The organism is Filimonas lacunae, from assembly GCF_002355595.1.
In the GTDB taxonomy this organism is placed as follows: domain Bacteria; phylum Bacteroidota; class Bacteroidia; order Chitinophagales; family Chitinophagaceae; genus Filimonas; species Filimonas lacunae.
On sequence record NZ_AP017422.1, the window covers coordinates 5,860,045 to 5,873,384 of the forward strand.

At 38.8% G+C, this 13,340-nt stretch carries 8 protein-coding genes; 1 reads left to right on the forward strand and 7 read right to left on the reverse strand.

The annotated features are described in order from the left end of the window. Nucleotides 1-21 precede the first annotated feature (21 nt). Nucleotides 22-969: a ribose-phosphate pyrophosphokinase gene (locus FLA_RS23070; protein ID WP_076374787.1), complete on the reverse strand. Its 948-nt coding sequence runs from the start codon at nucleotides 967-969 to the stop codon at nucleotides 22-24. 72 nt (nucleotides 970-1,041) lie between these two features. On the opposite strand from FLA_RS23070, the gene radC reads away from it, so the two are divergent. Then, nucleotides 1,042-1,731: a RadC family protein gene (gene radC, locus FLA_RS23075; protein WP_076374789.1), complete on the forward strand. Its 690-nt coding sequence runs from the start codon at nucleotides 1,042-1,044 to the stop codon at nucleotides 1,729-1,731. A gap of 10 nt (nucleotides 1,732-1,741) precedes the next feature. Here radC and FLA_RS23080 read toward each other — a convergent pair whose 3' ends face one another. The 6 genes from FLA_RS23080 to FLA_RS23105 all read right to left on the reverse strand — a co-directional run bounded on the left by FLA_RS23080 (nucleotide 1,742) and on the right by FLA_RS23105 (nucleotide 13,028). Beyond that, complete coding sequence (locus FLA_RS23080; RefSeq protein ID WP_076374791.1) at nucleotides 1,742-2,050, reverse strand: DUF3467 domain-containing protein; 309 nt, start codon at nucleotides 2,048-2,050, stop codon at nucleotides 1,742-1,744. 107 nt (nucleotides 2,051-2,157) lie between these two features. After that, nucleotides 2,158-3,609: a SusD/RagB family nutrient-binding outer membrane lipoprotein gene (locus FLA_RS23085; protein WP_084205971.1), complete on the reverse strand. Its 1,452-nt coding sequence runs from the start codon at nucleotides 3,607-3,609 to the stop codon at nucleotides 2,158-2,160. An 18-nt stretch (nucleotides 3,610-3,627) separates the two neighbouring features. Beyond that, nucleotides 3,628-6,807 carry a SusC/RagA family TonB-linked outer membrane protein gene (locus tag FLA_RS23090; RefSeq protein WP_084205972.1) on the reverse strand — a complete coding sequence of 1,060 codons (3,180 nt, stop codon included), beginning with the start codon at nucleotides 6,805-6,807 and terminating at the stop codon, nucleotides 3,628-3,630. A gap of 439 nt (nucleotides 6,808-7,246) precedes the next feature. Then, nucleotides 7,247-8,116: a hypothetical protein gene (locus FLA_RS23095; RefSeq protein ID WP_076374797.1), complete on the reverse strand. Its 870-nt coding sequence runs from the start codon at nucleotides 8,114-8,116 to the stop codon at nucleotides 7,247-7,249. 28 nt (nucleotides 8,117-8,144) lie between these two features. Further along, nucleotides 8,145-9,833, reverse strand: coding sequence for a SusD/RagB family nutrient-binding outer membrane lipoprotein (locus tag FLA_RS23100; protein ID WP_076374799.1), 1,689 nt, complete (start codon nucleotides 9,831-9,833; stop codon nucleotides 8,145-8,147). Nucleotides 9,834-9,854: 21 nt separating this feature from the next. Further along, nucleotides 9,855-13,028: a SusC/RagA family TonB-linked outer membrane protein gene (locus tag FLA_RS23105; RefSeq protein WP_076374801.1), complete on the reverse strand. Its 3,174-nt coding sequence runs from the start codon at nucleotides 13,026-13,028 to the stop codon at nucleotides 9,855-9,857. Between the last annotated feature and the right edge of the window lie 312 nt (nucleotides 13,029-13,340).

Here is a 13,340-nt window from a genome sequence, read left to right on the forward strand (position 1 = left end):
TTATGATTGTTTAATTGACTACTACTTTTTCAACTGCGAATGAATAAATAAGCTGGTAATGCTTTTATTTTCATAAGCGTTTCTGATAGCTATTGCAAAAAGATCTGCTACACTTAATGATCTGATACGACTGCTCTCTTTTCTGAGAGGAATAGTATCACACACTATCAACTCTTCCAATACGCTATTTTCGATATTCTCGTATGCCTTGCCGCTCAGGATAGGATGCGTACATAAAGCTCTTACACTTCTGGCTCCTTTTTCCTTTAATAGGCCGGCAGCTTTTGCTAAAGTCCCACCAGTATCACAAATATCATCTATCAGGATAATATCCCTGTCTTTCACTTCTCCAATAACCACCATGCTGGCAATTTCATTGGCACGTTTCCTATGCTTATCACAGATAACCATTTCAGCGTTAAAATAGCTGGCTATTTCACGCACTCTGTTGGTACTGCCTACGTCAGGGGCCGCAAAGGTAAGGTTTTCCAGCTTTAGCTGCTCGATATAAGGGATAAAAATGGCAGAACTGTCCAGATGGTCAACCGGGATTTCAAAGAAAGCTTGTATCTGAGGAGCATGCAAGTCCATGGTAATCACCCTGTCTGCCCCTGCAGCTTCCAGCAATGTGGCCACCAGTTTTGACCCGATAGCTACCCTGGGTTTATCCTTTCTATCCTGGCGTGAAAAACCATAATAAGGTAAAACAGCCACAATTTTGTAGGCGCTGGCTCTTTTAGCGGCATCAATCATCAGCAATAATTCCATCAGATTATCTGTTGGAGCAAATGTGCTTTGAATCAAAAACACATAATCCCCGCGGATACTCTCCAGAAAAATAGGCTGAAATTCGCCATCGCTGAATTTCTGAATATTTATCTTACCTAGTGGAGCGCCAAACTTTTTGGCAATTTTTTCCGCCAGATGTTGCGACCCTGTGCCTGAGAAGATCTTAACTGATGGGTTCATAACTAAACAAAATGTGGCGCGAAGATAAAAATTCAATGGGATATTGTATCTTGGCTTTGAATAAATTTATCCATGTACAATACGGCTATCAAAGAATGGGCTGTTGATGACAGACCAAGAGAAAAACTGCTGCACAAGGGCGCTAACTTTCTTAGCAATTCAGAGCTAATTGCAGTACTTATCAATAACGGAACCCGTAACAAAAGTGCTGTTGCTGTAGCAAAAGACCTCCTTGCCGCACTGGATAATGAATTAATCAATCTTAGTCGCCTTACTGTAAAAGAGATACTAAACCTTAAAATAAAAGGAATCGGGCCCGCAAAGGCTGTTTCTATCACAGCAGCCCTGGAGCTAGGACTTCGCCGTGATGCTTCCATCTCTAAAAGAAAAAAATTAAACAACAGCAAAGAGGTAGCTAATTATATACGTGCGCATCTTCAATTTCAAAAGCAGGAGCTATTTGCCGTAATCTATTTGAACCAGGCTAACCGGGTAGCACATTTTGAGGTAGTAAGTGAAGGAGGAATTAATTCAACCATAGTTGATGCAAGGGTGGTGCTAAGAAAAGCATTAGAACATAATGCAGTTAACTTAATTCTTTGTCATAATCATCCCAGTGGAAATACAAAACCCAGCGAAGCTGATCTTTCCATCACCAATAAACTAAAAGAAGCCGCCCTCACCCTTGATATCAATATAGTAGATCATGTTATCATGGGTGAAGAGGGCTACTTTAGCTTTGCAGACCATAGTCTGCTATAATCGTATTTTATTACGCCTGTGCTGTAGGACCACCAAAATTCATTGGCATTTCAAACTGATCCAGCTCTTGTATAGGACCATTAGCTGCTTCATAGCGATCAACATTCTCCTGTAAAGCTTTCATAAATTTCTTAGCATGCATAGGAGTAAAGATGATACGTGACTTAACTCTGCTTTTCGGAGTTCCTGGCATTACACTCACAAAATCTATTACAAATTCTGCATGGCTGTGAGTGATGATGGCCAGGTTGGCGTATGTACCTTCTGCTATTTCTTCACTTATTTCAATGTTAAGCTGGTTCTGTTGCTGGTCGGACATAATAAGACTCGTTTTAAGCAAATGTAGGCATAAATGGCTTTGAGCCTATCAAAAGAAAAAGCCGGTCGAAAGACCGGCCCATTCCCTTGTATTGAGATTAAAATAACTTATTCAGTACCACCTGCCCACCATACTTTACTGGTGTATACATTCACACCACTTGGAATGTTTGCACTATTCGAAGAGGTTTCAGATGTAGCATAAGGAAATCTTTCAACAAATCCTGCTGTAGCAGACGCATTAAAAGGATTATTCAAAGAAACTATTCTTGTTCTTCTATAATCATTATAAGCTTCTATAGACTCAGCTTCATAAAATGCAATATACTTCTGTGTAAGAATTTCTTTAAGATTAGCATCTAATGTAGTTCCTAATAAAGGAGCAACTGTGCCAGTATAATAAGCAGTTCCGCCAGAAGTGCCATGGAACGTAAAGCTTGCTTCAACAGCTTCCTGCAAAGCTGCTGTAAAACTTTGACCTTTTCTGGCCAATGCTTCTGCTTCTATAAATTTCAGTTCATGGTACGACATTAAAGGAGTAGGAGCGGTTGAACCATCCTCTAATCCTGTAATTCTTGAATAAGAGTAAAATTCTAAACCAGCACGTGTACGATCAGCCTCACCACTAGGCGCAGCCACGTTATCAGTAGCGCCGGTTGGAGGTTCGAAATAAGAATCTATTCTTGGATCATTACGCGCAGTCATTAAGTTATACAAAGTTTCACTTATCACTAAATCACCTCTTTCGTAATAGGTAAAATCCCACCATGGATTGGCGCCAATGGTAGTGTTTTCATACTTTGTAAATACAAGCGCATCATCTCCACTTTCAAAACCGTGTGGTACACAAGCTAAAACAGAATCCATTGCCGATGGCGTTACTTTTTGCATATGCATAAAGTAACGTGCTTTTAAGCTCCATGCGGCCTTAATCCACAAACTTAAATCACCGGAATACATCAGGTCATTAGTTGCTAATCCGGTTATAGTTTTAGCACCAGTAAGGTTACCTATTGCGCTATTCAAGAGACTAAATAACACATTTTGATAGATGTACTGCTGTTTATCATATACAGGGTGTGAATTTTCCTGTCCTTTCAGCGCTTCTGTCCATGGCACTTGTCCCCAAAGGTCTGTAGCAATAGCTAAGTTGTAAGCTGTCAAAATCTGAGCAATACCTAATAAGGCTGGCTTGTCAGACTCTGCTCCACCAGGAGAACATTTCACAATGATATCGTTTAATATCATCAGGTTATCATACACTGAATTCCAGCTATTATTTACCAGTGAAGAAGCATTAGTGCCTGTTCTTCTATCAGCATCGTAAAACTGTTCATCACCGCCTGCACTATGCTCAACAAATAATGAGGAATACCAGGCTAAATCAGTTCCTGTTGTACCAAAAGATGATTCTACAATTACAGAAGGCAGCTCATTCACTGCGGGAGCGTTTGTAGGATCATTCAGGTTTTTATTAATGTTATCCAGTTCCTTTTCTGTACAGGCGGGCATTGCCATTGTTAGCAATGCGGCTACTATCGTATATTTCAGACGTTTCATAATTTTGCTTTTTAAATACTAAAAAGTAAGATTTAATCCTAATCCTATGCTTCTTGCCTGTGGTAATGACATATAATCAAAACCACCCTGCATGTTGCCGTTACCTTGAGAAGATTCCGGATCAAAGTTTGGCAACTCAGTCCATAACAAGATATTGCGTGCTGATACAGAGAAAGCGGCAGATTTAATAAAACCGGTTTTTTGCAAGAGAGACCTTGGCAGATCAAAGCTTAAAGCAATTTCTCTAAACTTCACAAAAGAAGTTCCATAGATGTTTGCTTCTGAAATGTTAGCCACTTTTGAATTATAATAAGTATATAATGCAGGAGCTCCTGATATTACAATATCATTCACGTCACCACCTTTTCCATCAACAACAGTAGACTCTTTCACGCCTTGTACCAGAATTTTATCAGTAGCTCTGTTTTCTGTTAATTTAGATGTACCATACAGGTTAATAAGTCTGTTGGCACCAGAATACATTTGACCACCTTTTTTCCATGCAAGCAATATATTCAACTGCATGAACTTATAACGTAATCCGTTATTGATATCCAGGTTGAAATCCGGAGTAACAGTTCCAATTACACCATCAGAACCAGTTAAAGGCATACCAGAAGCATCTACCCTGATTTGTCCTTTATCATTTCTCAGATAAGTAGTACCGAAGATAGATGGATAGCTATATCCAATTGCAGCACGCACTTGTGGATCGGTAAAACCACCTAAATAGATGTTGTCAACTCCGGTAGCCAGGCTGTTTACCTTGCTGAGTACCTTGGTAAAGTTGGCACTTACATCCCACTGGAAGTAATTGGTTTTAACAGGAACTACACGTAAGGTTACTTCGTGAGCATTGCTCTGCATTTCGCCTGCGTTTCTAACTATTTGCGCAAAACCTGTAGATCCTGCTAAAGGAATAGAGAAGATCTGGTCTTTGGTTTTTTGTGTTGTGTAAGAGTAGTCTACACTCACCCTGTTTTTAAAGAAGCTTAACTCAACACCCACTTCAAGAGAGTTAGTATTTTGTGGCTTCAGGTCAGTTGCATACAGGGTTGAGTTAGGACGGAACCCAATTACACCATTGAAAGGGAAAGTGATGTTTGTGCTTGACAAGAATCCGCTTCCAGATGTATGGCGGGTGTAATATTTTTCTTTATAAGTACCCGGTGAACCTACTTGTGCAATAGATGCCCTTAACTTACCATAGAATCCTTTATTTTTCAATGGTTCAAGCTCTGTGAATGCCCATGCCAATGAAGCCGACGGATAGAAGAAAGAACGGCTGCCTCTTGGCATTGTAGAGATATAATCGTTACGACCAGTTACAGTCAGGAACACCATGTTACGCCAATCAGCTCCTGCCTGTCCATAAAAACCAACAGTTCTGGTTTTAAACTTAGATTCAGAAGTAAGTTGAGTTGTTGCGTTGCCAATGTTATCGAAGCCCGGCAAAATAAATCCTGTACCTGAACCTACTATATTTCTTAGATAATTGTCATTAACCTCATTACCAACCAATGCGTTAATGTGCCAATCCTGGCTTACTTGTTTGTTGAATGAGGCTGTAAATTGAGAGTTAAATGTTCTGTTTGTTAATGCACCATTGGTGAGATCACCTGTAGGTGCAGGACCTGAACCATATTCAAACAGCTCTTCTCTGTCTGTTGTATATTGGTCAACACCCACTTGCCACTTAATAGTTACAGGCTGGATTGGGCTATAAGAGATATAGGTATTACCTAACACTCTACGTGTGTTTTCAATAAATCTATTGTATTGAGCACCCCAATATGGGTTATCAAATGTGCCTCCTCTGTATTGAATTTGCTTATAAGGATTATTGGCTTCACTAATTGGTGTTCCTTTTAAATCATAGCTAACTGGTGCACCATATATTTCAAAAAGTAAACTATTATTACCGCTAGGCATTTTATAGATAGCTACGGTTGAATAATTTACACTAGCCCCTACCTTCACTTTAGAACTTACGTTAAAATCACCCGAGAATTTCACATTATACCTGTTCATTTTAGAAGCTGGCATAATACCTGTTTGATTGGTTGAACCAAATCCGACATAATAGCTTCCTAAATCACTGGCTTGTGAAATACTGAGGTTATTAGCTGCAACAAGACCTGTTTTGAAAAAGTCTCCAATATTATCATATGCCTGAGGAACCACCCACGCTCCTTTTTTAGGATTCCAATACTTTCCCTGAGTTTCGGCTGTAGGGTTATTATTATTAAAAGAATTGGGCACATTTCCACCATAGTTTACGTCGTTAGGCAGCTCTGAAATCAATGGCCCCCAGCTTGTAGATGCAGTAGGAGAAAAGTTTCCACCACCACCACTACCTTGTGCGTAAAGCTGTTGTAATTCTGGCTTTCTTGAAATATTATCAAACTGCCAGTTAGTGGAAAAGTTAACAACTGGTGCACCTTTTTTCAGTCTTTTACCACTTTTTGTGGTAATCATGATAACGCCATTACTTGCTCTTGTTCCATATAACGCAGATGCTGCCTGACCTTTTAATACCGAAATGCTTTCGATGTCATTCGGGTTGATGTCGATTGACCTGCCTGAATAGTCTGAACCAGTAACACCGTTGCCGCCCACTTCAAAGTCAGGCTGACTGCTTACCGGCAAACCGTCTACTACATATAATGGCGAGTTGTTGCCGTCAAAAAAACGAGCGCCACGAATAAAAATTTGAGCAGAAGCGCCTGGCATACCACTTGAAGGTCTCACTTCCATACCTGCGACTTTACCTTGTAAGGCTGTTGCCAGATTGGGGTTACCTCCTTCGGTAAGTTTATCAGCTGTAACATTTTGAACAGAGTAACCCAACGATTTTTTCTGTCTGGATACTCCAAGAGCTGTAACAACTACTTCATCAATAGTTGATGACTGTAAAACCAATGATACAATTATATTAGTTTGATTACCGACCTTAACTTCTTTGGGTGCAAAATTGGTTGATGTAATTACTAATATATCAGCTGAGGCAGCACTAATGGTGAAAAGTCCTTGCCCATCTGCAATAGTGCCCCGGGTACTTCCTTTCACCTGGATGGATGCGCCCTCAATGGGAACATTATTCCCGTCAACAACTTTTCCAGAAATAGATTTGGTTTGGGCAACAGATGCCCAGGCAATTGACATTAATGCCACCCATAACGACATAAATCTTCTCATGTTTAGATTTTAACTTGTTAATAGTTATAATTCTATCAGAGTAAGGGATGAAAATATAGGTTATGGGTTGGTGGATTGGATTTTATTACCCGCGCAAGTCTTTATTGATTGAATATCAGCACATTCAATCAATAACTCTGAAACAATTAAAATTGAAGGGAAAGGGTGGATTCAATAGTTATTTAGCAGCTCAAGCAATCATATTTACATAAAAGTAACAAAAGCATTGTTTTAACAAAAAATAAAGTTAAAGACCTCTTTTAATTGACAACATACAAAACACTACCGCTGCTTCCGTAGTGTAAATTCTTCAAACATGATTCTATAACTATTGCCTCCTGGCTCGTCACTTTTCATTACTTTTCAGGCAACTAAAAAAAGCGATGCATCTGATGAGATGCATCGCTTTTTTTATTACAGCTCTATAGCAATTAATAAATTATGGCACTTTTTTCAGTGTAATGGTATATTCTCCAAATGAACCAGCACTTACTGTATGTTTGAGCCTTACGCTTAATATTCCTTCACAAGGAGCAACATAATTATCTGCACTAGTTATGCTTTGGCAATAGAAAGTACCATAGCTAGACCCGGCATAAGTTCCATATGCCTGGTAGTTTACATATGTAGAGTTATCAGATGCAACACTTACTATAATAGGAGTTTTTTCATTAGTAAGATAATTGAACGACACATGTGAATCATCTACTACCGTAACCGGAATAATATCGCCTTCGGCATAATCGCCCCAGCCATCTGCAACGACCTCGAAATTTCCTGCATACTCACTTGCAACGAATATACAAGCTACTTCATACTTGATAGCTACCGAACTTCCACTTAGTGACCCAATGTTAGAACCGTAACCTAGACCAACCGAAGGAAAAGCTTCATACTTCACACCTGACTGAGCCGTAACATCTACTCCAATATCAAATTTATCGCCTAACACCAAGTCCGTACCGCCAAAAAGCGCTTTCAAGTCAGCAGCTGTAACAGTAATATTGGTAGGATAACTGGTAATATTTGCCTTCAATACTTTGACAGTAGATTTATCGCCATTTTTAATTACAACAACGTCATACTGTTTAGGTGGCGCATCCTCTTTATAATATACATCCACTGCAAACTTTCCAACAAATTCATTAGGATCCTGTGCAGAAATAGTTAAATCTGCCGAAGTATCTTTAGTTAATAATGGAATAGGCACTCTTTCAAGATCAGGCAGTTTGGGGTTATCCGATTTTCTACAGGAAACCACCATCACAACTACCATCAACGCACTATATAATAAGGTAAGTTTTTTCATACTTTCTTTTTAAAAATTAACGAATCTCTTATTGAATCCAAAATGGCTTAAAGGTTGAAGGCGTTTTTTGTACCGGCGCATTAGGATTCGTTTCAAGCTCGCTTTGTGGCCATGGCAATGTATATGGGTAAGCACGGGAAGATCCCACCTCTACTGACTTTTGTGCTCCTGGATTCATAGGATCTCCATTAATAGGCGGCTGTACAATATGGTTTGGAGCTTGCGTAGGGTCTTCTGGATTAAACATTAAAGGATACCCAGTTCTACGATAATCAGTATATTGATCGACAGAGCTACCTACGCTTGATAACCATTTTTGCGTCATGATGTTCTCTAACTTTTTGTCGCTGTTACCATTATCAAAATTGGTAAGAATGGAATTAATATACTTAACCATAGGAGAAGTAGCCGCTTCACTGTATATAGAAGGAACTGTTTGTGAAGGAGATACATAAGTAGTGATCACATAATCAATCTGCTTAAAAGACTCTTTCATTGCAGCTTGCAATACAGCTCTGCTATCTCCAGTAATTACACCTGCCTGAATTAATTCAGCTTCCAAGTATAACCTATCTGCATAAGTAATAAAACGATAAGGTGCTGCACCAGTTCCACTTGAAGCAGAAGCTACCCCACCTTCGCCATCATCATATCTACCACCTACAGGGTAAATTCCAAACAGACTGATTGAGTTTTGTTGTGACTTAGCTGCATTTTCGCCATGAGATCCAAAGTAAATTGATACGAATGCACCATCTCTATATTCAGTGGCATTATCTGGCTCTTCATCTACAGTCAGCTGATTATATATATAATATGGTACCCGCGGGTCAGGAATGTTTGTATTTACAAACTTGTTATATCCTTGCAGAATTTCGTAAAACCAAGGACTAACGTGGTTTGAACGTTGTGTGGCTGTGTAATCGCCAAATCCTGGGTTTCTATCATCCGTGGCGCCATTTGGACCATAAGGCATCAGAAAGCCTTCTGCTGTGGTGCTGATAAGATTTCCGCTGGACAACAAGGCTGTAACTTGTGTTTTCACATCCTGCACCTTTCTGATTTGTGTATATAATTTCAGTTTAATGGTATTGGCTGCTTTAATCCACTTTGTAACACTGCCACCATAAATAAGATCATCAGTAGTTGGCTTCAATGAATTTTTACCCACAGTGTTGTCATTTAAATTCGCTAATCCAGCGTCCAGCAATTCAAATAACTTAGGATAAATATCTACCCCTTTGTCAAACTCAGGATAAGGGTTGTCCTGTAATAACTGCCCTGTTTGAGTAAAAGGTACATCACCAAAAACATCTACCATTTGACTATAAGCATAGGCCTTTAACACCTGAGCAATACCTGCATAGTAAGTATTTTCCTGTGCTGTAGCAGCTGTTATAATTTCGTCAAGATTGGCAATAGTAGTTAAATACATTCTATCCCATGAGTTGCCCAGGTAAAATTCATCGCCAGTCACTCCATATTGATCAGGCGCTTCTCTTGTACTCATTTGGTGTGTATATACAGCCAAATCCTGTGAAAGCCCGGCACCTATAGCCAATGAGTTACTCAACCCTACTTCCGTAGTTGGCAGAAGACGTGAAACAGCCAAAGATGTAGGATCATTAGGGTTGTCGTTTATATCCAACGTTTTACTACAGGAGTTTAGTAAAAACAACCCACCAACCAATATATATGCTTTATATTTCAATGTCATTTTTTCTGAATTTAAGATGAACTAAAAGGTTACTAACAGGTTAACACCATATCTTTTGGTTGTAGGAGCAGCAGACAGATCAAATCCCTGCATGTTAGTTGAACCATAAGAGTTAACCTCAGGATCGAAGTTGGTATACTTAGGGAAATTAGGAGCCAGATACCATAAGTTACGACCTGTTAAACTCAATGTTAATGAACCAATTGGAGTGCCTTTAAATAAAGATTTAGGGAAATTATACCCCAGAGATAACTCTCTTAAACGATATACAGTAGCATCATAAACACTCCATTCTGCTGCACCATTTACTGCAAAAGTAGAAGCGTTAGCGTTAGATGCGAAGTAAAGATCATTTACGGGCAGGCGTGTCTGGTTTCTGATTTTTTTACCATCACTACCTAATAAAGGAGTTTCAGTATCAACATCACCATAATAGCCAGGAATCACGAATGAAGTTTCTCTATCACGGGTATCTTTAGTTACACCACGTCCCAGTAAAGAGTTCACAGTAACAGAGTAGATATCTCCTCCTTTAGTCATGTCAAATAGAATGTTACAGAAGAAGTTTTTATAAGTGAAAGAGTTAGTTACACCTAATTTATAATCAGGATTTGGGTTTCCTAAATAGCCTAATGTTTTAGACTCAATTAAAGTACCTGTTGCCGGATTAATGAGGAAATTGCCATCCGCATCTCTCACCGCCTTACTACCTCTGAAATAACCATAAGGCATGCCTACTTCTAAAGTAGGATTAATATCCAGACCTGTTTCAGTTCCATCAGGAGTAGCGATCATACGCTCAATGCCTGGACGTAACGAAGTTACGATGTTCGTGTTTTTAGTAAATACACCACGGATATCCCAACCAAATGACGCAGTTTGAACTGGCCTTAATGTCAAGGTGATTTCCACTCCTCTGTTTCTTAAACCACCGAAGTTGGTATAGTACTGAGAAAAACCAGATGTTGAAGGCACTGCTACAGGAGCAATCATATTGGTAGAAGTTCTGTTATACCAGGCAAAGTCTACATCAATTCTCTTCTTCAGGAAGCTTAATTGCGTACCTATTTCAACTTCTTTAGTGAATTCAGGCTTTAACTCAGGGTCGAAAGCAGTAGTACTTCTTGTTCCTCTAGGACGGCCTAAAAAGTTGGAAGTTAACTCAAATGTATTTTGTAAAGAATATGGATCGGCGTCTCTACCCACTTTTGCCCATGACACTCGCACCTTACCAAAATCAATCACTTTTTTATCAAGCTTCAATGCATCAGTAAATACAAAACCTAAAGATGCACCAGGATAGAAATAGCTTCTTTCATTAGTAGGTAATGTAGATGACCAATCGTTTCTACCAGTAAGGTTTAAAAATAAGTATTCTTTATAGCTTAAGGTTACATCGGCCAAAGCACCAATGATTCTTCTTTTATGGTAATTATCTAAAGAGAAAATCTGTTGAGCTGTATTCGATAATTTATAAATACCTCTTGTAATAAATTGGTTTCCGGTATTTGCAGTTCTGCTATCTACACGTTGGTTATAAGAATGCCCCACAGAAGCACGTAACGAAAAGTCGTTATTGATTCGTGGTGTAAATGTCAACAATAAATCAGACTGCAATTCCTGTTTACGATAATCATCTGTTACAAGACGTCCTTTACCTTCTGCGGCTCTTGAACCAATTTCAGTAATTTCACGTCTGCTTAAAGTTTTTACGTTTGTACCCAGATTATAGTCCACTTTAAACCAGCTATTGACATTGAAGTCGAAATGGCCACCAGCAATAAACCTTTCTTCATCAGAAGTTGCCACATTGTACTTAGCAGACCAATATGGATTATCGTATTGACCAGCAGGACCAGGCACTAACATGTTACCATTCGCATCTTCAAAAGGCAAATCGTAGTTCCAGTTTCTTCCTAAGAATAAAGATCGCGCAAACATAGAAGCAGCACCATCAAACTGGTTTTCCCCAAAATAGCCACCTTTTTGGTTAGAACGTGAATAGCTAAAGTTACCTCTCAAATTTAAACCGATTGCTAACTTGGTTGATCCACCTAAGCCAACGTTATAACGTTTATATGATGAATTTTGAACATAACCTGAATGAGACAACTGTGATAAGGTCATAGACACTGAGCTTTTGTCATCTCCACCACTAAAACCTACAGAATTTTCAATAACCTTACCTGTTCTAAATAAGTTTTTAACGTTATCAGGATATGCTCTGTAAGCAATAGAATCTGATGGGAATAAATCCGGATAAGCATCTTTATATCCAGGCCAGATAGGAATAGAATCAATAGTCCCAAATTTAGGGCCCCATGATCCGTTTGAGTTAGAGTAGTTACCATACGACCCAGTGCCATAATCATTTTGATAGTCTGGCAGGTTGGCTATCTTTTCAAATGAAACACCACTCTTTACGGTTACCTCCAGGCCTTTCTTGCTTCTTGAAGCAGAACCAGATTTGGTAGTAATTATAATAACACCATTAGATGCTCTTGATCCATATAAAGCCGCTGCAGATGATCCTTTTAATACGTTCATAGTAGCAATATCATTAGGATCTAATGTAGACAATCCACTGGAATACCCTGACCCACCTGTGGTTTGGCTACTAGTAGTTACCTGATCATTGCTATAAGGCACTCCATCAACAATAATCAATGGCTGGTTATCTCCATAGAAAGAGGTATTACCTCTTATCTGAATACGCGTAGCTGCACCTGGTACACCTTGAGAAGAACGGATATCGACACCCGCTACCTTACCTTGCATACTTTTCAGTAAATCTGGCTCTGATTTTTGGGTAAGGCTTCCCGGATCAACTTTAGCTACTGAATAGCCCAGACCTTTATCAGTTCTTCTGATACCAAACGCAGTAACAACTACTTCTGAAACAGTTTGTGAAGATTTACTCAGCTGGATGCTTGCAGTTTCGCCTGTTACAGCAAACTCCTGCTCAAAAAAACCGATAGAGCTTATTATTAATATTCCGCCCTCACGTACATCAATTGAAAAATTTCCTGTAGAATCGGCTGTAACTCCGCCTTTGGTTCCTTTCACTTTGATAGTGGCAAATGGAACAGGTTTCCCTGTATCATCGGTGATTTTTCCTTTTACGTTTTTGTTTTGTGCCATCAAGGATGACGCACACAAAACAAATGCTAACAACATTGTTAGAAGTTTTCTCATGTTTGATGTGATTTTGGTTTAATATATAGTCAATTAACTGTACGTTAATCTATAAGTACACATTTTTACCTAAATACATTATTGTAATATGGAATCAGTTAGCTTTCTTACAGGTCAGGTTAAAAATCTCTTAATTACTAGGTTAATACGTTAGCAAAAGAATTTAAAAATGTAATATTATACCATTAATATATTTATTCCAAGAAAGAAGTGTTTTTTCTTTCATATATGATTTGACATATAGTTATGATAAAATGCTGCTTTATCCACTTCATTTTTACCAGAATATATTTTTCTTCTTTTCTACACACC